Annotated in this window: 28 protein-coding genes; 18 read left to right on the forward strand and 10 right to left on the reverse strand. The window is 68.8% G+C overall.

The features are described from left to right. The first annotated feature begins 122 nt into the window (after positions 1 to 122). Positions 123 to 1,913, forward strand: coding sequence for a feruloyl-CoA synthase (locus CA606_RS02000; protein WP_096052622.1), 1,791 nt, complete (start codon positions 123 to 125; stop codon positions 1,911 to 1,913). 193 nt (positions 1,914 to 2,106) lie between these two features. Here CA606_RS02000 and CA606_RS02005 read toward each other — a convergent pair whose 3' ends face one another. Next, positions 2,107 to 2,757: a lysoplasmalogenase gene (locus CA606_RS02005; protein ID WP_096052621.1), complete on the reverse strand. Its 651-nt coding sequence runs from the start codon at positions 2,755 to 2,757 to the stop codon at positions 2,107 to 2,109. A gap of 130 nt (positions 2,758 to 2,887) precedes the next feature. Here CA606_RS02005 and CA606_RS02010 point away from each other — a divergent pair, with 130 nt between their 5' ends. Together CA606_RS02010 and CA606_RS02015 are read left to right on the forward strand one after the other, a co-directional pair. After that, positions 2,888 to 4,429: an acetolactate synthase large subunit gene (locus CA606_RS02010; RefSeq protein ID WP_096052620.1), complete on the forward strand. Its 1,542-nt coding sequence runs from the start codon at positions 2,888 to 2,890 to the stop codon at positions 4,427 to 4,429. Positions 4,430 to 4,434: 5 nt separating this feature from the next. Beyond that, positions 4,435 to 5,112, forward strand: a complete 678-nt coding sequence (locus CA606_RS02015; protein ID WP_096053907.1) for a nitroreductase family protein — start codon at positions 4,435 to 4,437, stop codon at positions 5,110 to 5,112. 66 nt (positions 5,113 to 5,178) lie between these two features. Here CA606_RS02015 and CA606_RS02020 read toward each other — a convergent pair whose 3' ends face one another. Further along, positions 5,179 to 6,537 carry a hypothetical protein gene (locus CA606_RS02020; RefSeq protein WP_096052619.1) on the reverse strand — a complete coding sequence of 453 codons (1,359 nt, stop codon included), beginning with the start codon at positions 6,535 to 6,537 and terminating at the stop codon, positions 5,179 to 5,181. Between the two features lie 154 nt (positions 6,538 to 6,691). Between CA606_RS02020 and CA606_RS02025 the strand changes: the two genes are divergently transcribed. Genes CA606_RS02025 through CA606_RS02055 form a run of 7 tightly spaced genes read left to right on the forward strand, consistent with a single transcriptional unit; the run spans position 6,692 to position 11,841 of the window. Next, on the forward strand, positions 6,692 to 7,789 hold the full coding sequence (locus tag CA606_RS02025) for an MBL fold metallo-hydrolase (RefSeq protein WP_096052618.1): 1,098 nt from the start codon (positions 6,692 to 6,694) through the stop codon (positions 7,787 to 7,789). A gap of 44 nt (positions 7,790 to 7,833) precedes the next feature. Continuing rightward, entirely contained in the window at positions 7,834 to 8,277 is a 444-nt protein-coding gene (locus CA606_RS02030) for a MarR family winged helix-turn-helix transcriptional regulator (RefSeq protein ID WP_096052617.1), read from the forward strand. Next, the gene (locus CA606_RS02035; protein WP_096052616.1) at positions 8,274 to 9,044 is read left to right on the forward strand and encodes an enoyl-CoA hydratase; all 771 of its coding nucleotides are present in this window, start codon (positions 8,274 to 8,276) and stop codon (positions 9,042 to 9,044) included. Before CA606_RS02030 ends, CA606_RS02035 begins: the two co-directional genes overlap by 4 nt. A gap of 3 nt (positions 9,045 to 9,047) precedes the next feature. Next, positions 9,048 to 9,464, forward strand: a complete 417-nt coding sequence (locus CA606_RS02040; RefSeq protein WP_096052615.1) for a DUF3995 domain-containing protein — start codon at positions 9,048 to 9,050, stop codon at positions 9,462 to 9,464. Positions 9,465 to 9,500: 36 nt separating this feature from the next. Next, complete coding sequence (locus CA606_RS02045) at positions 9,501 to 10,472, forward strand: SDR family NAD(P)-dependent oxidoreductase (protein WP_096052614.1); 972 nt, start codon at positions 9,501 to 9,503, stop codon at positions 10,470 to 10,472. Next, positions 10,472 to 10,987, forward strand: a complete 516-nt coding sequence (locus CA606_RS02050; RefSeq protein WP_096052613.1) for a hypothetical protein — start codon at positions 10,472 to 10,474, stop codon at positions 10,985 to 10,987. Before CA606_RS02045 ends, CA606_RS02050 begins: the two co-directional genes overlap by 1 nt. Then, positions 10,984 to 11,841, forward strand: a complete 858-nt coding sequence (locus CA606_RS02055) for an SDR family oxidoreductase (protein ID WP_096052612.1) — start codon at positions 10,984 to 10,986, stop codon at positions 11,839 to 11,841. The genes CA606_RS02050 and CA606_RS02055 overlap by 4 nt, the downstream gene beginning before the upstream one ends. Positions 11,842 to 11,956: 115 nt before the next feature. Here CA606_RS02055 and CA606_RS02060 read toward each other — a convergent pair whose 3' ends face one another. Next, positions 11,957 to 12,352, reverse strand: a complete 396-nt coding sequence (locus CA606_RS02060; protein ID WP_181242737.1) for a TfoX/Sxy family protein — start codon at positions 12,350 to 12,352, stop codon at positions 11,957 to 11,959. Between CA606_RS02060 and CA606_RS02065 the strand changes: the two genes are divergently transcribed. Continuing rightward, positions 12,294 to 12,773, forward strand: coding sequence for a GNAT family N-acetyltransferase (locus CA606_RS02065; RefSeq protein WP_096052611.1), 480 nt, complete (start codon positions 12,294 to 12,296; stop codon positions 12,771 to 12,773). The genes CA606_RS02060 and CA606_RS02065 overlap by 59 nt on opposite strands. 33 nt (positions 12,774 to 12,806) lie before the next feature. Here CA606_RS02065 and CA606_RS02070 read toward each other — a convergent pair whose 3' ends face one another. Continuing rightward, the gene (locus CA606_RS02070) at positions 12,807 to 14,075 is read right to left on the reverse strand and encodes an MFS transporter (RefSeq protein WP_096053905.1); all 1,269 of its coding nucleotides are present in this window, start codon (positions 14,073 to 14,075) and stop codon (positions 12,807 to 12,809) included. Between the two features lie 95 nt (positions 14,076 to 14,170). On the opposite strand from CA606_RS02070, the gene CA606_RS02075 reads away from it, so the two are divergent. The 6 genes from CA606_RS02075 to CA606_RS02100 all read left to right on the forward strand — a co-directional run bounded on the left by CA606_RS02075 (position 14,171) and on the right by CA606_RS02100 (position 18,122). Continuing rightward, positions 14,171 to 14,215 carry a hypothetical protein gene (locus CA606_RS02075; RefSeq protein WP_024265543.1) on the forward strand — a complete coding sequence of 15 codons (45 nt, stop codon included), beginning with the start codon at positions 14,171 to 14,173 and terminating at the stop codon, positions 14,213 to 14,215. Between the two features lie 62 nt (positions 14,216 to 14,277). Further along, positions 14,278 to 14,808, forward strand: a complete 531-nt coding sequence (locus CA606_RS02080; RefSeq protein WP_096052610.1) for a GNAT family N-acetyltransferase — start codon at positions 14,278 to 14,280, stop codon at positions 14,806 to 14,808. Between the two features lie 32 nt (positions 14,809 to 14,840). Beyond that, complete coding sequence (locus CA606_RS02085) at positions 14,841 to 15,404, forward strand: DUF1285 domain-containing protein (RefSeq protein ID WP_096052609.1); 564 nt, start codon at positions 14,841 to 14,843, stop codon at positions 15,402 to 15,404. Further along, entirely contained in the window at positions 15,401 to 16,051 is a 651-nt protein-coding gene (locus tag CA606_RS02090; RefSeq protein ID WP_096052608.1) for a CoA pyrophosphatase, read from the forward strand. Before CA606_RS02085 ends, CA606_RS02090 begins: the two co-directional genes overlap by 4 nt. A gap of 92 nt (positions 16,052 to 16,143) precedes the next feature. Continuing rightward, positions 16,144 to 17,397: a CCA tRNA nucleotidyltransferase gene (locus tag CA606_RS02095; protein WP_096052607.1), complete on the forward strand. Its 1,254-nt coding sequence runs from the start codon at positions 16,144 to 16,146 to the stop codon at positions 17,395 to 17,397. A gap of 20 nt (positions 17,398 to 17,417) precedes the next feature. Beyond that, the gene (locus CA606_RS02100; RefSeq protein ID WP_181242877.1) at positions 17,418 to 18,122 is read left to right on the forward strand and encodes a glutamine amidotransferase-related protein; all 705 of its coding nucleotides are present in this window, start codon (positions 17,418 to 17,420) and stop codon (positions 18,120 to 18,122) included. Between the two features lie 128 nt (positions 18,123 to 18,250). On the opposite strand, the gene CA606_RS02105 is transcribed toward CA606_RS02100, so the two are convergent. From CA606_RS02105 to CA606_RS02115, 3 genes are all read right to left on the reverse strand, one after another. Next, a complete protein-coding gene (locus tag CA606_RS02105; protein ID WP_181242878.1) occupies positions 18,251 to 19,222 on the reverse strand; it encodes a tetratricopeptide repeat protein in 972 nt (323 codons plus the stop codon). Between the two features lie 140 nt (positions 19,223 to 19,362). Further along, positions 19,363 to 19,761, reverse strand: coding sequence for a DUF4870 family protein (locus CA606_RS02110; protein ID WP_096052604.1), 399 nt, complete (start codon positions 19,759 to 19,761; stop codon positions 19,363 to 19,365). 3 nt (positions 19,762 to 19,764) lie between these two features. After that, positions 19,765 to 20,136, reverse strand: coding sequence for a DUF4870 family protein (locus CA606_RS02115; protein ID WP_181242738.1), 372 nt, complete (start codon positions 20,134 to 20,136; stop codon positions 19,765 to 19,767). Between the two features lie 234 nt (positions 20,137 to 20,370). On the opposite strand from CA606_RS02115, the gene CA606_RS02120 reads away from it, so the two are divergent. Then, on the forward strand, positions 20,371 to 20,907 hold the full coding sequence (locus tag CA606_RS02120; RefSeq protein WP_096052601.1) for a fasciclin domain-containing protein: 537 nt from the start codon (positions 20,371 to 20,373) through the stop codon (positions 20,905 to 20,907). A gap of 63 nt (positions 20,908 to 20,970) precedes the next feature. On the opposite strand, the gene CA606_RS02125 is transcribed toward CA606_RS02120, so the two are convergent. The 3 genes from CA606_RS02125 to CA606_RS02135 form a co-directional block, all read right to left on the reverse strand. Next, positions 20,971 to 21,522 (reverse strand): hypothetical protein, encoded by a 552-nt coding sequence (locus tag CA606_RS02125; protein WP_096052600.1) that lies wholly within the window; start codon positions 21,520 to 21,522, stop codon positions 20,971 to 20,973. After that, positions 21,519 to 21,923, reverse strand: coding sequence for a dihydroneopterin aldolase (gene folB, locus CA606_RS02130; RefSeq protein ID WP_181242739.1), 405 nt, complete (start codon positions 21,921 to 21,923; stop codon positions 21,519 to 21,521). Before folB ends, CA606_RS02125 begins: the two co-directional genes overlap by 4 nt. 113 nt (positions 21,924 to 22,036) lie before the next feature. Next, positions 22,037 to 22,789, reverse strand: coding sequence for an SDR family oxidoreductase (locus tag CA606_RS02135; protein WP_096052599.1), 753 nt, complete (start codon positions 22,787 to 22,789; stop codon positions 22,037 to 22,039).

The following is a 22,789-nucleotide window of genomic DNA, read 5'->3' on the forward strand; positions in this document are numbered from 1 at the left end:
CGTCTCGACCCCAGAGACGCACCAGCGCGGGCGGATTCGACAGCGGGCGCCAAAAAATGTCGAGAGGGGCGCTGTCGCGCCGCACGGATTGAACAGCCGTATGACCCGCGACATAACAGGTCATGGACGGATCGACCCTGAATACAGCCCCCTTCCGTGACGCTCGCTACGCGCCCCGCGCGCTGGAGGTCGAGCGACAGGGTGAGACGCTGATCCTGCGCAATCCCATGGCCTATTCGGACGCGGTGCGAACCACGACCGCGCCGCTGGCCCGCTGGGCCGCGCAGGCGCCGGACCGGGTCTGGCTGGCCGAGCGGAGCGGCGAGGGCTGGCGGACGGTGACCTATAGGGACGCCAAGGCGCAGGTCGAAGCGTTGGCGGGCGGACTCCAAGGTCTGGGCCTGCGCCGAGGACAGCCGCTGCTGATCCTGGCGCGCAACGGGATCGACCACGCCCTGATCGCCTACGCCGCCATGAGCCTGGGCGCTCCAGCCGCGCCGGTGTCGCCGCAGTACGGGTTGAAGGGCGCAGATCTCACCCGGCTACAGCACGCCGTCGAACGGCTGAAGCCCGCCGCCGTCTATGCCGACGACGCAGAAGCCTTCGGCGACGCCCTGGCCGCGCCGTTCCTGGCCGGACTGCCGGTGGTGGTCAGCCGCAATGCGCGCCCCGGCGACGTCGCGTTTGAAGCGCTCCTTAAGAGCGCGCCGCTGGCGCCCCTGGCCCAGCCGGACGATGTGGCCAAGCTGCTCTTGACCTCCGGCTCGACCGGCAAGCCGAAAGCGGTGGTCTGCACCCACGCCAACATCGCGCTGAACGCGGCCCAGATCGAGGCCTGCTACGCCGACCCCGACCCGCCGGTGCTGGTCAATTCCGCGCCCTGGAGCCACAGCCTGGGCGCCAACGCCATCCTGCACATGGTGCTGCACCGGGGCGGCACGCTCTATATCGACGCCGGCCAGCCCGTGCCGGGGCGCTTTGGCGAGACGGTTCGGAACCTGTCCGAGGTGGCGACGACCTATCACAACATGGTCCCGGCCGGCTGGGCGATGTTCGTCGGCGAGCTGGAGCGTGACGAGGCCCTGGCCGCCAAGTTCTTCGAGAAGGTCCGCGTGCTGCAGTACGGCGGAGCCTCCATGGCCCAGTCGATCCTCGACCGCGTCCAGGCCGTGGCGGTGCGCACGGTGGGCGAGCGGATCACGTTCGCGGCCGGCTATGGCGCGACTGAGACGGGGCCCACGGCCTGCAACATCCACTGGCTGAACGCCCGCTCAGGCATGGTGGGGCTGCCCACGCCCGGCACGGCCGTAAAGCTGGTCCCGGCCGGGGAGGGCGGCAAGTTCGAGATCCGGGTCAAGGGGCCGCAGGTCTCGCCCGGCTATCTGGATCAGCCCGAGGCCACTGCCCAGGCGTTCGACGAGGAGGGCTTCTATCGCCTGGGCGACGCGGCGCGGCTGGCCGATCCGGAGGATCCCGCCGCGGGGCTGGTGTTCGACGGGCGGCTCGTCGAGAACTTCAAGCTGGCCAGCGGCACCTTCGTCGCGGCCGGGGCCCTGCGGGTGGCGGCGGTGTCGGCGATCGGTGGGGTGGTCTCCGACGCGGTGGTCTGCGGCGAAGGACAGGACGGCGTTGGCCTGATGCTGTTCCTCGACGCCAAGGCGGCCGAGCGTCTCGGGAGCCCCGAGGCAGTGCGCGCGGCGATCGCCGAGGGCCTCTCGCGGATGAACGCCTCGGCCAAGGGCGGCGGCGGCCGCATCGCCCGGGCCCTGATCCTGGACGGCGCGCCCGACGCGGCCAGCGGCGAACTGACCGACAAAGGCTATATCAACCAGGCCTTGGCGCGAGATCGGCGGCCCAAAGAGCTTGAGCGGCTGTTTGCTGAGGCGCCCGACGCCGGGGTGATGGTGTTCTAGTCCGACCTCCCCGGCGATCATTATCTCGTCATCCCGGCCGGAAGCCCGCTTGCGGGCTGTAGAGCCGGGACCCAGGGGGAGCGGCAGTGCGGTTGCCCCTGGGTCCCGGCGTTCCGCTTCGCTGCAGCCGGGATGACGAGCGTTTTAGTCGTTGCAAGATCGAGGCTCTGGTCTCGGCAAGCGACCCCAGGCCCTATTCAGCCTCAGCGCGCTCCGCGTCCAACGCCCCCGCCACGCCCAGGCAGATCAGCAACTGGCCGAAGTAGTAGAGCCCCCAGACGCCCAGACCTGTGGCCAGATTGTCGGGCAGCGGCCCCAGTCGGCCGAAGATCAAGAGGTCCGAGACCACGAACATCAGCGCGCCCAGGCCCACGGTCTTGAACGGGAACCGGCTCATCAGGGCCGTGGCGGCCATCACCGCCAGGAACAGGCTGTAGAGCGCGATCCCCGGCGCGCCGGCGCGGTCGGTGGGCAGCAGGAACGACACGCCGACCACCACGGGAATCAGCGCCAGGGGCGTCAGCGAGACGTTCTTGCGGTGGCGAAGATAAAGGCCGCTGGCGACGAGGTGTCCCAGCAGGAACGAGATCGCGCCGACCGTGAGACCGTGAGTCTCCAGCAGCACGTCGCCGCCGGTCCCCAGGGCCATCACCGCCGCCAGCAGCCAGCCATCCAGCGATCGCGCCCGCAGCGCAGCATGGATCGCCAAGAGGCCGACGCCCGCGCCCTTCCAGGCCGTCTCGACGCCGGGCGGCAGGGTCAGGCCCCAACTGGCCACATAGCTGACCCCGGCGATTACGGACGCGATCAGCGTCCATCGCGCGGCCGCGCTCATTCCTTGCATCGTCCTGTTCCCCCCGATTTTTCCGCAGACTGCGCCGCCCCGACCGCCTCGCGCAATCGGCTTGATGCGTCGCCGGGTTGGCGCAGACGGCGAAATGTCGGAAGGAAGAAGCACAGGTACGGAGAAGACCATGAACGGCGCGGACGCCCTGATCACCACCCTGGCCGACAACGGCGTGACCGCCTGTTTCGCCAATCCCGGCACCAGCGAGATGCAGTTCGTCTCGGCCCTGGACCGCGAGCCGCGCATGCGCAGCGTACTCTGCCTGTTCGAGGGCGTGGCGACCGGCGCCGCCGACGGTTATGGCCGTATGGCCGGCAAGCCCGCCTGCACCCTGCTGCATCTGGGTCCCGGCTACGCCAACGGCGCGGCCAACCTGCACAACGCCCGCCGCGCGTTCACGCCGGTGGTCAATGTGATCGGCGACCACGCCACCTATCACCGCGACTTCGATGCGCCGCTGAACAGCGACATCGCCGCCCTGGCTGCACCCAACTCGCTGTGGGTCAAGTCGGCGGAGACCGCCGACAGCGTCGGGCCGCTGGCCGCCGAGGCCATCGTCGCCGCTTACGGAACGCCGGGCGGCAACGCCTGCCTGGTCCTGCCCGCCGATGCGGCCTGGAACGAAGCCACGGTCAAGGGACCGGTGGTGACGCCGCCCGCCTTCGCCGCGCCCGATGCGGCGTCGGTCGAGGCTGTCGCCAAGGTTCTAAGCGACGCGATAAAGCCCGTGCTGCTGCTGGGCTCGGGCGCCTGCGGCGAGGCGGCGCTGGCGGCGGCCGGACGGCTGTCGGCCCACGGCGTGCGCGTACTGACCGACACCTTTACGGCCCGCCAGGCGCGCGGCGAGGGCCGCTTCCGGCCCGACAAGCTGCCCTATTTCGGCGAGCTGGCGCTGAAGGATCTCGACGGCGTCGACCTGATGGTGCTGGTCGCCACCCAAACGCCCGTGGCGTTCTTCGCCTATCCCGACCGCCCCAGCGTGCTGGTTCCCGAAGGCTGTTCTGTCGAGACCCTGTGCGGTCGCGAGGTCGATGCGGCGGCGGCGCTCAACGCCCTGGCCGACGCGCTGGGCGCGCCCGTCGTCGGCTCCGTCGAGACCTATGCCGCGCCCGATGCGCCGGCCGGACGCCTGGACGCCTGGGCCATCGGCGCGGCGATCGCGCGGCATATGCCCACGGACACCATCATCTCCGACGACGCGGTGACGGCGGGCCTGCCGATCTTCACCCAGACCAAGGCCGCCCGCGCGCACGACTGGCTGTCCCTGACCGGCGGCGCGATCGGCCAGGGGATCCCGTTGGCGATCGGCGCGGCGGTGGCCTGTCCGGAGCGCAAGGTGCTGGCCCTGACCGGTGACGGCGCCGGCATGTACACGGTCCAGGGCCTCTGGACGGTGGTCCGCGAAAAGCTGGACGTGACCGTGGTGGTCTTCGCCAACCACGCCTACCGCATTCTTGGCATTGAGCTGGGTCGCACGGGCGCCGGCAATCCGGGCCCCGCCGCCTCGAAGCTGCTGGACTTGGGCGATCCTCGCATCGACTGGGTCAAGCTGGCCGAGGGCCTGGGCATGGCGGCCGAGCGCGTCGCCACCGCCGAGGCCTTCGACGAGGCCTTCGCCCGCGCCATGGCCACGCCGGGGCCGCGCCTGATCGAAGCGGCGATGGGGTGAGCGCCATGACCACCGAACATCCAAGCTTACCCCTACCGGACCGTTGGGCGCTCAGTGATGAGGTAATGTTGGCGCGGGCCGACACCGCGTTGGATCGCCTGCGGCGTCGGCACACCATTCGCGACTTCAGCGATCGGCCGGTGCCGCGCCAGATCATCGAACGCTGCATCGAGGCGGCGGCGACCGCGCCGAGCGGGGCCAACCAACAACCCTGGCGCTTCGTTCTGATTGGGAAGGGCCCTTTGCGCGAACGGCTGCGTGCCGAGGCGGAGGCCGAAGAGCGCGCCTTCTATGCCGGCAAGGCGGGCGAGGAGTGGTTACGCCATCTGGCGCCCCTGGGGACAGACGCGAACAAGCCGTTTCTGGAGACCGCGCCATGGCTGATCGCCATTTTCGGGCAACGTCATGGGCTCGACGCGGCGGGTGGCAAGATCAAGCACTACTACGTGCCCGAATCGGTAGGCATCGCCACCGGCTTTCTGATCGCGGCGCTGAATGAGGCGGGCCTGGCGACCTTGACCCATACGCCGAGCCCCATGGGCTTTCTCAATGAGGCCCTGGGGCGACCGGATCATGAGAAGCCCTACATTCTGCTGGTGGTTGGGCATCCTGCCGACGACGCCACCGTTCCTGCCGCCGCCAAGGAAAAGCTGCCCTTGGACGCCGTGCTCAGCCACCGCTGAGGCCCAAAGAAAAAGCCCGCCCGGATCGCTCCGGGCGGGCTCTTCTTTGTCAGGCCTTGGCCTGGATCAGGCCTTCGGCTTGTTGGTCGGCAGCTTGCAGCCACCGCCGATGCCCTTGGCCTGGGCGCAGGAGAGGAACTCCTTGGCGGCCGGCTTGGCGACGCCGATCGGATAGCCCAGGACCCAGCCCGGCAGGCCGTCCGAGCAGGCGACTTCGATGAAGCCTTCGACGTCGGTCGAACCGATGATGCGGGCGTCCGAGACCTGGCACGAGGCCTTGTTGAAGCCGACGAGGTCCTTGGTCAGGCGGGCGTACTGCGTGTCCTTCTTGGTGAAGGAGCAGCGGTAGCCGTTCATCTCGGCGGTCAGGCAGTCAAAGACCTTGCCGTCGGTGGCGGTGAACACGGCGATGCCGCCGACGTCGCTGCCCGTGCACTTCAGCTCGACGATTTCCTTTTTCGGGTCGTTGGTCGGCAGCATGCCGTACTTCTCGACGTCGCAGGGGAAACCGGCCTTGGTGGCCAGCTTGCTGTAGAAGCCGGCCTGTTCGGTCTGAGCGGCCACCGCGTCGGTCATGGTGCAGCCGCCGCCGACGAAGCCGGCCTGGGCGCACGGGATGGCGCGGTTGAAGGCCCCGCTGACCGAGGTCTGCTGATAGATGTAGCCCTTGCCGTCGTCGCAGGAGACTTCGAAGTAGTTGTCGACCTTGGTGCTGAGGACGTAGCGCTTGTCCTTGATCGCGCACTTGGTGCCGGCGGCCGCAGCGGCCGTGTTCAGCGTGTCGACGATCTGCAGCTGGGTCTGACGGTTGGTCAGCTTGCAGCTGACATTGCCGCCTTCTTCGTACAGCAGGCAGCTGTTGACCGCGACTTCACCGGCGATGTTCATCGGCGCGGTGGTTTGGACGATGTAGCCCGAGCCGCCCTTACAGGCGACTTCGAAGTACGAGTTCTTGGCGCCCGAGCCGATGGCGCGGGTGTTCTCGATCTCGCACGAGGCGCCGCCCTTCTTGACGTAGGCGTCGAGGCCCGAACCGGGATTGGCGTTGCCCGGCAGGATGCAGGCCAGACCGCCGACCTTGCCATCCGGACCCGGCTGGCTCGTTTCGAGGCAGCTGTAGACCTGCGGCGCGGTGTCCTTCTTGGCGACGAGCGCAAAGCCCATGCCTTCGCTACACGCGACTTCGAAGTACTTGGAAGCCGCCTTCTTGTCCTCGCCGATATAGCGAGCGTCCGACACGGTGCAGCTGGCGCCGCTGGCCTGCACGATGGCCGGCGCTTCCTTCATGCCTGCTTCACGCGCCTTGGCGTCGATGGCGGGCTTGCCCTTCTGTTCCTTCTGCGCCGAAATGACGGCGGACGGAACGAGTACGGCGACCGCGAGGGCGGCCGTCAGGCCGATCGCGAAAGGCCTCATGGGATACATCTCCTGGGTGGATTCCTCGCGCGGACATAAGCGCGTGCTTGCATCGGGGGTCAAGATACCGTCCGACCTAGGCGTGATCGTGACAGCCCCTAGGGGCAAAAAATGGGTAAGATCCGGAAAAAGCGTCGGTCAAAGGGCGCGCGGAGGGAGTGAAATGCGCGACGGGTTCGAAGACGACACGACAGAATCGGTGTCGGAACCGAAGAAGGCCGGACGACTCGTCTATCCCTTCGAGACGGCGCCGGAGCAGGGCTCTGGCCAGGCGGTCGAGGTCGCGCCCGGCGTTCTGTGGCTGCGCATGCCGCTGGGCGGCTCGCTGCAGTTCATCAATGTCTGGGCTATCGAGGATGGCGAGGGCTGGGCGGTGGTCGACACCGGCGTCCAGACCCGCGAGACCAGCCAGGCTTGGCGCGACGCCTTCGCCGAGGCGTTGGGCGGCAAGCCGATCACCCGCGTGATCGTCACCCACCTGCATCCGGACCATATCGGCCTGGCCGGCTGGATGACGCGCAAGTTCGACTGCCGGCTCTGGATGACGAGGCTGGAGTACTTCCAGTGCCGGATGCTGGTGGCCGACACCGGCCGCGAGGCGCCCGAGGACGGCGTTCGCTTCTTCCGCGCCGCCGGCTGGGACGAGGACGCCATCGAGAACTACAAGGCCCGCTTCGGCGGCTTCGGCAAGGCGATCTACGCGCTGCCCGACAGCTATCGTCGCCTGAGCGACGGCGAGGACTTCGAGATCGGCGGCCGCACCTGGCGCGTCGTCACCGGCCAGGGCCATTCGCCGGATCACGCCTGCCTGTGGTGTCCGGAACTGAAGCTGTTGATCTCGGGCGACCAGGTGCTGCCGCGCATCTCGTCGAACGTGTCGGTGTTCCCGACCGAGCCGGACGCTGATCCGCTGTCGGACTGGCTGCGCTCCCTGGCCAAGGTCAAGGCCACCGTGCCCGACGAGGTGATCGTGCTGCCCGCCCACAATGATCCCTTCGAGGGGCTGCACACGCGGATCGATGCGCTGATCTCCGGCCACGAGCGGGGCCTGGCGCGGTTGGAGAAGAAGCTCGTTGAGCGCAAGCGCGTGGTCGACACCTTCGGCGCGCTGTTCGCGCGTCCCATCGGGCCTGACCTCCTGGGCATGGCGACCGGCGAGGCCCTGGCCCACCTCAACTGCCTGATCCGGCGCGGACGCGTGAAGCGCAAGGTCGATGGTGACGGGGTGGCCTGGTATGCGGCGAATTCTAGCGAAGCCTAAAAACGACCGTTTGACATTTCGCATGTGAAATATACGGTTGGCGCATGTCCACGCCCCCCAACCGTCGACTGGTCTTCCTGCTGAACGCCGGACACCGGCGCGTGCAGCGTTGGATCGAGGGGCGCATGGCGGCCGAAGGCGGGCTCACCGCCGCGCAGTCGGGCGTGCTGTTTTTTCTCGGAGAGCGAGACGGCGCCCTGATCGGCGAGGCGGCCGACGCGCTGGATCTTGCCCCCTCGGCCATGACCGGCCTGATCGACCGCATGGCCCGCGCCGAACTGGTCGAACGCCGCGCCGACGCCAAGGACGGACGGGCCATGCGCCTGCACCTGACCGACAAGGGCCGCGCCGCGCGCGATACGGCCAAGGCCGGCCTGCGCGGCGTCAACGCCCAGCTCACCGAAGGCTTCACCGACGCGGAAATCAGCGTGGTCTCACGCTGGCTGACCAGTCTGCAGACCAAGTTCCCCAAGGGAGATCCACAATGACCGACCAAGTGACGGTGCAGATCGACGCCGGCGTGATGACCATCACCCTGGCGCGCCCGGAAAAGAAGAACGCGCTCTCCAACGCGATGTACGGCGTGCTGGCCGACAGCCTGGAGGCGGCCGAGAAGGATCCGGCCATCCGCGTGGTGGTCTTCCAGGGCGATGGCGACAGCTTCACCGCCGGCAACGACCTGCAGGACTTCGCCGCACAGGCCACCGGCGCCTTCAGCGGCGAGCGTCACGTGACCCGGTTCCTGAAGGCCCTGGCCCACGCCACCCGCCCGCTGGTCGCGGCCGTGCAGGGCCAGGCGGTCGGCGTGGGGACGACCATGCTGCTGCACTGTGACCTGGTGTTCGTCAGCCCCGACGCGCGGCTGACCACGCCGTTCGTGAACCTTGCCCTGGTGCCGGAGGCCGCGTCCAGCTGGTTGCTGCCGGCCCGGGTCGGCCACGCCCGCGCCTACGCGATGTTCGCCCTGGGCGAGGCGGTGGACGGCGCCACGGCGGTGGCCTGGGGCCTGGCCAACGGCCTCGTCGAGCCGGGCGATCTGCGGGCCCGGGCGCGCGCCGCCGCCGATCAGTTGGCGAAACGCCCTCTCGGCGCCCTGACGGTCACCAAGCGTCTGATGCGCGACGCCGAGAAGATCGCCCAACTGATGGACACTGAGGGCGCGGAGTTCGCCGCGCGCCTGCAGACCGCCGAGGCGCGCGAGGCGTTCATGGCCTTCGCCGAACGCCGCGCCCCTGACTTCAGCAAGGCCGGCTAGGCCGTGCTGCTGGCCCTGCTACTGGCTGGGGTGCTGTTTCTGCTCGCGGGCGTACACGTCTACTGGGCGTTCGGTGGGCGGTGGCCGGGCCATGACGAAGCCTCGATGGTCGAGCATGTGGTCGGCCGCACGCGGGGCATGAAGGCGCCGAGCTTCCTCGCCGCCTTCGCCGTGGCCCTGGCGCTGATGGCGGGCGGGGGGCTGGTTCTGGCCTCCGCGTGGCCGCCCACGCCGCTGGAGCCCTGGCTGGACGCCGGCCGCTGGGCGCTGTTCGCCGTCTTCGCCGCGCGCGGCGCGGCCACCTATGTTCCGCGGATTTTTCGTTACGCCGAGGGCACGCCGTTCTGGCGTCTGAACCGGCGCGCCTACGGTCCGCTGTGCCTTGCGATCGCTCTGGGGATTTGCGCGATCCAGATGTAGCGTAGCCGACATAACAACAAGCGGGAGGAAGCGGGCATGAGCGGACGGATCACATCGGCCTTTGGGGCCAAGTCGACGGCGCGTGAGGTTGTCGCCGGGCATGACCTTTCAGGTCGCGTGGCGATCGTCACCGGAGCAGCCACCGGCATCGGGGTGGAGACGGTGCGCGCGCTCGCCCTTGCTGGCGCGGAAGTGATCATCGCCGCCCGCAAGCCCGAGCTCGGCGAAGAGGTCGCCAACGCCATCAACGAAGAGGCTGGCTCCAAGCGGGTCAGTTTCGGCATGCTGGATCTCTCAAGCCTTGAGGCGATCCGCCACTTTGCCAACGTCTGGGGCGATCGCCGCATCGACATCCTGATCAACAACGCCGCCGTCATGGCCAGTCCGCTGATGCGCACCGCCGACGGCTTCGAGATGCAGTTCGGCACCAACCATCTGGGCCACTTCCTGCTGTCGGTGTTGCTGGCCCCGAACCTGATCGCCGGCGCGAAAGCCAGCGGCAAGCCTTCGCGACTGGTCTCGCTGTCGTCGATCGGCCACCGGCGCTCGGGGATCCATTTCCACGATCCCAACTACACCACGCGGCCCTACGAGAAGTGGGAGGCCTATGGTCAGGCCAAGACCGCCAACAGCCTGTTCGCCCTCGGCTTCGACAAGCGCTTCAAGGACCACGGCGTCAACGCCAACGCCGTCATGCCGGGCGGCATCTTGACCCCACTGCAGCGCCACTTGCCGATCGAGGAGCAGCGCGCTCTGGGCTGGCTGGATGAGAACGACCAGCCGCGCGAGGGTTTCAAGTCGACCGAACAAGGCGCGGCCACCAGCGTCTGGGCGGCGGTCGGCGACGAACTGGGCGGCGTCGGCGGGCTCTATCTGGAGGACTGCAACCAGGCGCTGCCGTGGAGCAAGGACAGCCCCTGGACCGGCGTCATGCCACACGCTCTGGACCCCGAGGCCGCCGATCGGCTCTGGGATCTGTCGGTCGACATCGTCGGGGCCGGCGCCTGATGGAGCGGGCCACGACGCTGCGCCTGGCGGGCGTGGCGGTGCTGCTGGGCGTGGCGATCGACGTCGTCGCGCCCTTCCTGATCTATCCGCGTCTGGTCGAGCCCCAGCCGCATCTTGTCTATGTGCTGATCGATCTCCTGCTGCTGATCGGCATGCTGGGCGCGCGGGCCCTGACCGCCCGCGCCACCGGCCCCTTGGGCCTCGTCGGTTTCGTGGTGGCGATCCTGGGCGTCCTGCTGGTGCGCACCTCGCCTGCCGAGGTTTTCGGCCAGGCGTCCTACATGATCGCCTCGGCTGTCTGGTCGATTGGCATGGTGGTCTGGGCCGTGGACCTGTTGCGGGCGCGCGTGCTGCGGCTGGCGGCGGGTCTGTGGATCGCAGCCCTGGTCGTCGGACTTGGCGGCCTTATGCTGAAGGACCACGGTCCGGTCGCCCACATGGCCAAGATGGCCTTCCTGCTCGGCTTCGCCGTCGTCGGCGTTCAACTGTTCAAAACGCGTGGAGATCCCGCATGAGCCTCAAGAACAAGACCCTGTTCGTCACCGGCGCCTCGCGGGGCATCGGTCTGGCCATCGCCGTGCGCGCCGCCCGAGATGGCGCAAATGTGGTGATCGCAGCCAAGACCGCCGAGGCCCATCCCAAGCTGCCCGGCACCATCTACACCGCCGCCAAGGCGATCGAGGACGCGGGCGGCAAGGCCCTGCCGCTGGTGGTGGACGTGCGCGAGGAGGCCAGCGTGCAGGAAGCGGTCGACAAAGCCGTGGCCCAGTTCGGCGGCATCGACATCTGCGTCAACAACGCCTCGGCCATCTCGCTGACCCCGACCCTGATGACCGATATGAAGCGCTATGACCTGATGCACCAGATCAATACGCGCGGCACGTTCGTCACCTCCAAGGCCTGCATCCCGCACCTGAAGAACGCCGAGAACCCGCACGTTCTCATGCTGTCGCCGCCGCTGGACATGTCGCCGCGCTGGTTCGGCTCACACGTGGCCTACACCATGGCCAAGTTCGGCATGTCGATGTGCGTGCTGGGCATGGCCGAGGAGTTCAGGCCCGACGGGATCGCCTTCAACGCCCTGTGGCCGCGCACCGGCATCGCCACGGCGGCCATCCAGTTCGCCCTTACCGGCGAGGAGGGCCTGCGTCATTGCCGCACGCCCGAAATCATGGCCGACGCGGCCTATGGGATCTTCAACAAGCCCTCGCGGGACTTCAGCGGCAACTTCCTGATCGACGACACCTTCCTCTATGGCGAGGGCGTGCGCGACTTCAATCATTACAAGGTCGACCCGACCGCCAGCCTGATGCCGGACTTCTTCGTGCCCGAGAGCAGCGAGCCGCCGCCGGGGGTGAAGATCGGGTGACGCCCTGCGTCCTTCGAGGCGCGCTTAAGAGCGCGCACCTCAGGATGAGGAGGACTTTGCTGGGTCCCTCATCCTGAGGCGTGAGGCGAAGCCGAGCCTCGGAGGACGCACGGCGCTAGCGCTTCTTCTTCGCGCCCGCCCGCGCCGCCACGGCCAGCGATTTCCGCGCCCAGTCCAGCAGGAGATCCTGGTCGTCCAGCGCCTCGGCGGGGGCGGTCCAATAAGCCATGGTCTTGCCGTCCTCGAACGGCGCGAAGGCCTGGGCGCCGGCGGCCTCGAACGCGACCTTCAGGGTCTCATCGCCCTTCAGATAAAGCACGTCGTCGTCGATCAGCGCGAAGAACAGCCCGTTCGCATAGACGCCGACTCCCCCGAACATCCGCCGGGCGCTGACCTCCCCCAACGGGGCCAGCAGCTCCAGAACGAAGTCCCTGTAGTCGTTGGATACCGCCATGACCGTCTCCGTCCGTCCCGCCACGCCCGCCGACGCGGGCCTGATCCACCAGTTCATCCTCGATCTGGCCGAGTATGAGAAGCTGCTCGACACCGTCCAGGCGACGGAAGGCGACACGGCCGCGGCCCTGTTCGGCGACAAGGCCCGGGCCTTCGCCGACATCGCCGAGATCGACGGAGAGCCGGTGGGCTTTGCGCTGTGGTTCTACAACTATTCCACCTTCGTGGGGCGGCACGGGATCTATCTGGAGGATCTGTTCGTGCGGCCGTCGGCGCGGGGTTCGGGCGCGGGCAAGGCGCTGCTGGCCAACCTCGCCAAGCGGTGCGTCGACCAAGGCCTTGGGCGCCTGGAGTGGTCGGTCCTCGACTGGAACGCCCCGTCGATCGCCTTTTATGACAGCCTGGGCGCCGCCGCGATGGACGAGTGGATCATCCGCCGCATGACCGGCGAGGCGCTGCGCAAGCTGGCAGGGGTCTGAGGTTTTCCTCTCCCGCTCAACGGGGGAGGAGGACTATTCCAGCCGGTCGGCTTTGCGCAGTTCCGGGAACAGGAAGGCCCAGATCCCCGTGACCGCCATGGCCCCGACGCCGCCGAACACCGCCGCGCCGATCGGGCCCAGCAGCCAGGCCGCCGCGCCGCTCTCGACCTCGCCGAGCTCGTTGGAGGCGCTGATGAACACGCCGGACACAGCCGCGACCCGGCCGCGCATGGCGTCGGGGGTCACGATCTGCACTAGGGTCTGGCGGACATAGACGCTCAGCATGTCGGCCCCGCCCAGCACCGCCAGGGCCGCCACCGACAGCCAGACCAGCTTGGAGAGACCAAAGACCACCGTCGCGAGGCCGAACACGGCGACGCCCGCGAACATGATCTTACCGGCGTGGCGGCGGATCGGGTTGGCCGCCAGATAGAGCCCCACCAGGCAGGCGCCGATGGCTGGCGCGGCGCGCAACAGGCCAAAGCCGCCGGGGCCGATGTGCAGCACGTCCTTGGCGAACACCGGCAGCAGGGCCGTCGCGCCGCCCAGGATCACCGCGAACAGATCCAGCGAGATCGAGCCGAACACGATCTTGTTGTTCCAGACGTAGGACAGCCCCTCCTTGATCAGCTCGACGCGCGAGCCGGGCTGCGGCTCGGGCTTGGTGGGCTTGCGGATCGACAGGGCCAAAAGGGCGGCGACCAGATAGAGGCCGAACGAGGCTCCGAACGCCAGGGCCGGCGAGTGGATCAGCAGGAGGCCGCCGAGCGCCGGTCCCCCGATCGATCCGGCCTGCCAGGACAGCGAGTTCCAGGCGATGGCGCGCGGCAGCAGCGGACGCGGCACCAGCATCGGCCCCATGGCGCTGCTGGCCGGCGAGAGGAAGGCGCGGCTGGCGCCGAACAGCACCGAGATCGCGAAGATCGGCCACAGCTGGTGCGAGCCCATCAGGGCCAGGACCAGCAGAACGCCAGCGCTGATGGCGTCCAGAGCCAGGGTGGCGGCGACGATCAGCTTGCGCGTCCGGCGGTCGGCGGTCTCGCCCGCCACCAGCGTCAGCAGGAACAGCGGCAGGAACTGCGCCAGGCCGATCATGCTGACCAGGAACGCCGACTCGCCGACCGACTTGGTCATCCGGGCGATGGCGTAGACCTGCCAGCCCAGGGCCACCGACTGGATCTGCACACCCAGGGTGGAGACGAACCGCGCCGCCCAGAACAGAAGGAAGTCACGTTCCCGCAACAGGGCGCGGGTAGGGTTCTCGAGCGAAGGCTCGGACGGCGGGGCGGCGGTGTCGGACATCGCGCCGAACATAGGGCCAAGTCGTCGCACCGCAACGTTATTGACCTCGCAAAGCCTTGGCCCTACAGCGCCGCATCTTCTGGAGGTTTTCAGGCATGCGACGCCTGCGACGAATGAAGCGCGAACGCGCCACGATCTGAAGCCCTCCCGCGCGCCTTCGTGTCGGGAGTCCCCGACGCTCTTTCGCATTTCTCGAAGGCCGATGACCTCCGTTCACAAGTCTGCTTCTCCCGAGCCCTATCCGCCGCTGGTCCACGAGACCCCCGCGTTGGAGGCCGCCGTCACCGCCCTGATCGACCGGGTTTTTGGCCCGGGACGTTTCGCCAAGTCGTCCGAGCGCCTGCGTGAGGGCAACACCTTGCTGGCCGACTGCTCGTTCGTGTCCCTGCGCGGCGGCGCGCCGGTGGGCTGCGTTCGCATGTGGCCCGTGACGATCGGCGGTGAGCCGGTCGCGTTCCTCGGGCCGCTGGCCGTTGATCCCGATGAGCGCAGCGCCGGCCTTGGCCAGGCGCTGGTCGAGGCCGCCTGCGAGGCCGCCCGCGCCGCCGGCTGGCGCGCGGTGCTGCTGGTGGGGGACGGCCCCTATTTCGGACGCGTCGGCTTCACCAACGCTCATACGGCCGGCGTCGTCATGCCCGGACCGGTGGATCAGCGGCGCGTGCTGCTGTTGCCGCTGCGCGAGGGCGGGGACCTGGGGCTTTCAGGCCCCGTCGCCGTTGACCCTCAAGCTTGAGCCGGAGCCCGCGACGGCCTAACTGAACGGGCATGACCGACACGCCCTTCAAGTCTGGCCTGGATGGCGTCGCTCAGTCCGTGAAAGCGGCGGGCGAGCGCGGCCTGCCGCCCGTCCACCTCTGGAACCCGCCCCACTGCGGCGAGATCGACATCCGCATCCGCAAGGACGGGGTCTGGTTCCACGAAGGCACGCCGATTGGCCGCGAGGCGCTGGTGCGCCTGTTCTCGACCGTTTTGCGCCGCGATCCGGACGGCTATCACCTGGTGACGCCGGTCGAGAAGATGAAGATCACCGTCGAGGACGCGCCGTTCATCGCCGTGCGCGTGGATCGCGAGGGCGAGGATCTGGTCTTCCAGACCAATGTCGGCGACACGGTCACGGCGAGCGCGGACAACCCGATCCGCGTCACGATCGATCAGGAAACAGGCGAGCCTCGCCCCTATGTCCACGTCCGCCGGGGCCTGGAGGCGCTGATCGCGCGTTCGGTGTTCTACGAACTGGCCGAGATGGCGGTGGACGAGGGCGGCGTCTGGGGCGTGCGCTCGGGCGGGGCGTTCTTCCCGATCGCCGCGCCCGGCAAGGGTCTGGCATGACCCGCGAAGAGCGCCGCGCCTGGATCACCAGCCGCCTGCACCCGATCGCGGGTTATGATCCGAGCCTGGCCAACCCGCTGCGTTCGGACTTCGATCTGAATCCAGGCCTGAAGGTCGACAATCCCCACGCCCTGCGTCCCGCCGCCGTCCTGGTGGGGCTGGTCGAGCACGACGACAGCCCGACCATCTTGCTCACGCGCCGCTCGGACACCCTGCGCAGCCACACCGGCCAGATCGCCTTTCCGGGCGGCCGCTGCGATCCGGGCGAGACGCCCTGGGGCACGGCCTTGCGCGAGGCGCAGGAAGAGGTCGGGCTGGATCCCGCCCTCGTGACGGTGGCCGGCCTGCTGCATGGCTACCAGACCGTGACCGGCTTTCACGTGACGCCGGTCGTGGGCTTCATCGATCCCAAGGCGACCTTTACGCCCAGTCCCGAAGAGGTCGCCGACGTCTTCGAGACGCCGTTCGATTTCCTGATGGATCCGGCCAACCACCAGCGCCAGCACCGCGAGGTCCCGGGCGGGCCGCGCCGCCATTTCTACGCCATGCCCTGGAACGATCGGTTCATCTGGGGCGCGACGGCGGGCATGTTGCGGTCGTTCTACGAAGCCCTCCATGACGAAAGCGGACGGACCCCCTCCGAATAGGGCGTTTCTTGTCTGGCGAAGCCGGGGTCTCCTGGCCTAACAATGGCGCCCCTTCCTCGGAGGGGATCGCACGCGTGAGTGGGAGTCAGGCGTTGAGCAGTGAGACGATCGGCGACGCGCCCTGGATCGCGCTTCCAGAGACCAAGGCGATCATCGCCGCGCTGGAGGCGCGCGGCTATGCCGGCTGCGCGCGGTTCGTGGGCGGGTGTGTCCGCAATACGGTGATGGGCAAGCCTGTCGACGACATCGACATCGCCACGACCCTGACGCCCGACCTCGTCATCGACGCTCTGGAGCAGGCGGGCTTGCGCGCCATTCCCACCGGCGTCGACCACGGCACGATCACCGCCGTGTCCGGCGGCCAGCCCTATGAGATCACGACGCTGCGCAAGGACGTCTCGACCGACGGGCGCCGGGCGGTTGTGGCCTTCACCCAGGACTGGAACCAGGACGCCGAGCGGCGCGACTTCCGCTTCAACGCGCTTTATGCGGATACGGACGGTCGGGTCTATGATCCCACCGGCGAGGGGATCCGCGACGCTCATGAAGGGCGGGTGGTGTTCGTCGGCGACCCGATGACGCGTATCCGCGAGGACTATCTGCGCATCCTGCGCTTCTTCCGCTTCCAGGCCTGGTACGGCCGGGGCGAGCCGGACCAGAAGGCCCTGGCCGCGTGCAAGGCGCTCAAGGGCATGGTCTCTGGCCGCGCCGCCGAGCGCACCCAGAAGGAACTGATGAAGATGCTGGCGGCGGAGGATCCGCGTCCGGCCTTCCGTCTGATGGCCGCCACCAGCGTGCTGTCCTCGATCCTGCCGTCGGTGAAGTCGCTGGCCCGCTTTGAGGCCCTGGTCGGCATCGAGACCGAGCAGCTGTTCGAGAACGATCCGGACCTGCGCCTGGCCGCCCTGATCCCGGATGACGCCAAGGTCGCCGAGCAGTTGGCCGAGCGTCTGCGCCTGCCTAACAACGTGCGTGACCGCCTTGTCGACGCCGTGGGCAAGAACCCCCGGGTCGTCTCGTGGATGAGCCCGCGCGAGGCGCGTCGGGCGGTCTATGGCCTGGGGACCCGCACCTTCTGCGACCGCGTCAAACTGGCCTGGGCGGGCTCTGGCCGCGACTCCACAGCGCCGCAATGGCGCGCCCTGCTGGCCCTGGCCGAGACCTGGACCCCGCCGGCCTTCCCGCTGTCGGGCGAGGAAGTGATGAAGGCGGGCGTGCCCAAGGGGCCGATGGTCGGCGAGGTCATGCGCGAGATCGAGCTCTGGTGGATCGACCAGGACTTCATCGAAGACAAGTTCAGCGCCATCGAACGCCTGAAGGCCGTCGCCCAGGGCATGGTCTACTGACGGCCGTGACGACGCGCGTCTTGAAGATCGGCCTGCTGGAAACGGGCGAGCCTCCTGGCCCGCTGAAGACGACCTACGGCGGTTATGGCGCCATGTTCGAAGCTCTGTTGGGCGACGCGCATGCCTACCGCGCCTACGACGTTCAAGGCGGGGAGCTGCCGGCGCATCCGGCCGAGAACGACGCCTATGTCATCACCGGCTCCTCGGCGGGGGTCTATGACCCGCTGCCCTGGATCGAACCGCTGAAGGCCTTCCTGCGCGCGGCCCGGAATGAAACGCCGCTGGTGGGGGTCTGTTTTGGCCATCAGGTCATGGCCGAGGCGTTTGGCGGCAAGGTCGAGAAATCCCCGAAGGGCTGGGGCGTGGGCCTGCAGGCCTATGCGGTCGCCGAGCGCGCCGCGTGGATGGACGACGCCGCAGAGGTCGCCGTACCGGGCTCGCACCAGGACCAGGTGGTGGACCTGCCGCCCACGGCGCGCGTCCTGGCCGGCAGCGCGTTCACGCCCTATGGCATCCTGACCTACGAGGACGCGCGCGCGATCTCGATGCAGTTCCATCCGGAGTTCACGCCGGACTACGCCAAGGCCCTGATCGAGGCGCGGCGCGGGACGCGCTACACCGATCCGCAGGCCGACGCGGCCATCGCCAGTCTCGCGGGCCCCAACGACCGGGCGCGGATGGCCGACTGGATCCGGCGGTTCCTCACGCAGGAAGCCGGGCGGTAGGGCCCCTGCTCAATCAGCTGAAACCATTTTCTTTCGTCATCCCGGCCGGAAGACCGCGTAGCGGGCTGTCGCGCCGGGACCCTGGGGCGAGACCGCAATGCGCCGGCCCCTAGGACCCGAACTGACCGTCAGGTCGAGATCCGGGCTTCCAGCTCGTTGAGGCGGGCGCGGGTGGCCGCAAGGTCGGGGCCAAAGCGCGCCGGGTCGGCCGCCGCCAGACGCCCGGCGATGTCGTAGCTCTCACGATAGAGATCAAGCGCGCGCATGCGGTGGCCGCGATCCTCGCGCAGGTCCGCGAGGCGCTCCAGGTTCACCGACAGGGCGCGTTGGGCGTTGGTGTCGCTGGCCTCGCGGCCGCCGCGCGAGCGGCGCAGGGCCAGGGCTTCCTCGAAGGCCGACAGCGCCGCATCGAGGCGCCCTTCGGCCTCGGCGACATCGCCGACGCCGGACAAGGCGCCGGCCAAGAGGTCGGTGCTGGCGTCGCTCGGGCGGGCCTGGCGCACCTGGCGGGCATAGGCCACGGCCGTCTCATAGGCCTCGCCGGCGTCGTCCAGTTGGCCCTGTGCGCGCGCGAAGTCGCCCAGGTCGCGGTGGACGATCGCCAGTTCCTCATCGGTATGGGCCGCGCGCTTCATGGCCGCCAGCAGGCGAGCGCACTCGCCCCAGGAGTCGTCCCGGCTGAGCGTGACCAGGCGCGCGCGCATTTCGGCGAAGGTTCGGGGCGCCGGCGCCGGCGTCGGCTCGGCCGGCGGAGGCGCAGCGTGCACGCTCGGAGCGGCGATGGGTTCGGCGCTGAGCGGGGGCGCCACGGCGGGCGTGAGGCTTGGCGCAGGTTCGTCGGTGAGCTCCAGCCCCAGGGTCGCGGGCGCGGTCTTGCGCGGCTTACGCTTTGGCCGGGGAAGCAAGGCGGCGACGATGAGCACCCCGCCCACGATCGCCGCCGCCACGCCGACGGCGGGTCGATGCGGTTCGAACGGACCAAGGTCGAGAGTCGTGGCCCATGTCCCCAGCGAGCCCCAGCCCGCCACCACGTATCCCGACGACGCCAGGATCAGCCCCAAGATGATCCCAACCAGTCGCGCCAACATCGCGTCCCCCAGACGATCGCCCACCATGGGCGTCCCTCCGCCAGGCCGCACTAGTCATCCGGCGGCCCCAATCCCGTCGAGCCGTCTCAACCGACAGGGGAACGGAGCCGCGCGAATGATCCGTGGACGGGCGCCGGACGGAGATGGCGCCTCTAAATCAACCAGCTGCGCGGGCGCGGATACGCCTCGCCGCGGGTGAGATAGTAGATTCCCATCACGCAGCGAACCACGAACCAGACGCTGACGGCGCCCATGATCGCGATGCCGGCCATCAGCACCGGTATGCCCACCAGCACCAGGCTCAGCGGCACGCCGAAGAGGGTCATCATGAAGCCGATCAGGAACCAGGCGATGGCCAGCCAGAAGGTCCGGATCGCGAAGGTGTAGTGCGAGGCGTTGATCGGGCCTGCGGCGTCGCGGTTCACATAGGCCAGGATCAGGCCGACGAGGAAGGTCAGGCCGTTGGTGAAGCCCAGCAGGTAGAGACCGTAGACGATGGCGGGCAGGACCTTGTCTTCTTCGGTGCGAGGCGTGATGGCGGCGTCGGTCATGGCTTAGAGCATCCAGTTCTTAGGCGTGGGGTAGGGTTGGCCCTTCAGCAGGTGCGAAAGGCCGACGACGGCGCGGACGATGACCCAAAGGCCGACCGCGACCAGCATCACGACACCGATCCCCACTGCGGTGAGCAGGCCGGAGATCAGGCTGAACAACAGCGCCAGCCAGAAGGTGCGGATCTGGAATTCATAGTGGCTAGCCAGCCACTCGGGCGCGCCCTTGCGGCTGATATAGGCCAGGATGGCGGCGATCAGGCAGGTGAAGCCGCCCGTCACGGCGCCGGCGATGTGCAGCGCGTAGATCGCGATGGGCAGGGCCTTGTCGTCCGGCAGCGCGGGCGGAACGGCGGTGTCTGGGATGGGATCGGTCACGATTGAGCCTGGGATAACCTTGTCATCCGGATCGTCGCGCTGATCGGGCCGCGATGCAAATGAAGGTGGCGTCATGAAGGCGATGTCACGTTGGGCGTGTTCTTCGAACCTTACAAAAAAGTCATCTCGCCGGATCGATCCAGTACCGACGCAGGGCCGTAACTGTGATCAGACCGCGCGCCGTCGACTTCTTCAGTTCCCCCAACCCGAAGACTTGATGGAAGGTTTCAAACAATGATGCGTTCGATGCAACGCCGGGCCGCCGTGCTGGCCCTGGCCGCCGCCGCCGTGGCCGGTCCCGCTCTCGCCGACCACCACGGCGCGAAGCCGAACATCGTCGGCGTGGCCGCCGGCAACGCCGACTTCTCGACCCTGGTCACCGCTGTGAAGGCCGCCGATCTGGTCGGCACCCTGTCGGGCGCTGGTCCGTTCACGGTCTTCGCTCCGACCAACGCCGCTTTCGGCAAGCTGCCGGCCGGTACGGTCCAGACGCTGGTGAAGCCGGAGAACAAGGCCACCCTGACCAAGATCCTGACCTGCCACGTCGTGGCCGGTAAGGTCGAAGCCAAGACCCTGCTGGGCGCCATCCAGGCGAACGGCGGCAGCTATACGATCAACACCGTCGGCGGCTGCGCCTTCAAGGCCGCCGTCGAAGGCGGCAAGGTGGTCATCACCGACGAGAAGGGCGGCAAGAGCACTGTCACCGCCACCGACGTCGGCGCCAGCAACGGCGTGATCCACGTCATCGACAGCGTCCTGCTGCCGCGCTGATAGACCCTTTCAGGTCTCCCACAAGGGGCGCTCCGACCATCGGTCGGGGCGCTCTTTGCCGTTTCAGGGCAAGAGATCGGCGGGCGGGTCGCGCGGATCGAAGTCGGCCGGCCGCGACAGCCAGGGCAGGGCGGCGACCATCAGGATCAGGATGAAGGCCATGCGCGAGGCCATGTCCACGCCCACGGCGGCCATGCCGGCGGTCAGCGAGAACAGCAAGGTCGCGGCCGCGCCGAACGCCAGCAGACCCATGATGAAGGTCAGGGCCGTGCGAGCCTCCAGGCGCGCCAGGCCAAAGCGGGCGCGCGGCGCTAGGTCCGCGCTCACGGCCGCGATGGCGCGCGCCAGGACCGAGAAAGCAGCCAGCCGATCCTCGAACCGTCCCGGGCCCGCATAGCTCTGCGACGGGATCAGCAGCCGGCGTCGGCCAAACACCACCAGCAGCACGCGCCGGCGTCCGTCCGGCGCCAGCGACAGGCTATAGCGGGTCAGGCTGGACAGGGGCAGGCGGCGCTCGAGCCGGCCGCGCGTCTCGATCAGCGTCCCGGCCTCCAGGGTCCAGACCGTTTCGGGCTGGAAGGGGGCGAGCCGGGCGCTGAAGGTGATCTTGGTCACGCGCGGACGGCGGTGATCTCGACGCCGGCGGCGGCGGCGTGCGGGGCCAGGGCCAGGGGCTTTTCCACCCGCACGCGGGCGCGGGTGACGCGCGGATCGGTGAAGCAGGCCTGGGCCAGGCGCTCGGCGAAGGTCTCCACCAGATCGATATGACCCTCGGCCACGATGGCGCGGGCGGCCTCGCCGACCATCTCGTAATTGACCGTGTCGGGCAGGCGCGCGCAGTGGCTGGCGGCCACGTCCAGCTCGACATCGACGACCAGCGGCTGCAGGCGGCCGTGCTCGTGGTCATAGACGCCGATCTCAGCGTCGACCTTGAGGCCGCGCACGAAGACCTTGGTCACGATGATGCGGGCGATGTCGGCGGCGGGCGCGGTGTCAGCGAGGGGCGAGGCGGCCAAGGCGCGGCCTTTCTTTCAACTTGGTCGAGCCTGTCGATCCAGGCAGGCCCTAGATTCAAACATTTAGAGCCCACTTCAACGCTCTAGATAGGTCCATCTAAAGCGAGTGGGCTCTAGGGAGCAACGATGTCGGGCGTCTTCCAGCCCAGGTGCTGGCCGCCGTCCACAGCGATCATCTGTCCCGTGACCGAGGAGGCGTCAATCAGATAGCGCAGGGCGGCGGCGACCTCTTCGGGGCTGGCGCGTCGCTGCAACAGCACCCCGGCCGCCTCGGCCTCGAACTCGCCCGGCGCCTGGTGCACCGACGGCAGGGTCGGGCCCGGGCCGATGGCGTTGACGCGGATGCGCGGCGCCAGCGCCTGGGCCAGGGTCTGGGTGGCCCACCATAGGCCAGCCTTGCTGAGCGTGTAGCTGAAGAACTGCGGATTGGGCCGCCAGACGCGCTGGTCGATCAGATTGACCACCAGCCCTTGGCGGTCGTCCGGCAGGGCGGCGGCCATGGCCTCGGCCAGCACGATCGGCGCGCGCAGATTGGTCTCGAAATGCCGATCCCAGACCGCCCGCGACAGGCCGCCGACGCGATCGTCCTCGAAGGCCGAGGCGTTGTTGATCAGCAGGGTCAGGGGACCAAGCGAAGCGGCCTGGGCCACCAGGCTGCGGGTCTCGTCCTCGTCCGACAGGTCGGCGCGAACGAGCACGGCGCGGCGGCCAAGGTCGCGGACGCCGCGCGCGGTGTCTTCGGCCTCATCGCCTGAGGCGCGGTAGTGGATGGCGACGTCGTAGCCGGCGCGCGCGGCCTCAAGGGCCAGGACCTGGCCGATCCGGCGTCCTGCGCCGGTGACCAGGGCCGCGCCGCGCGTCGTCAT

The sequence above is a fragment of the Caulobacter vibrioides genome, assembly GCF_002310375.3.
GTDB lineage: Bacteria > Pseudomonadota > Alphaproteobacteria > Caulobacterales > Caulobacteraceae > Caulobacter > Caulobacter vibrioides_D.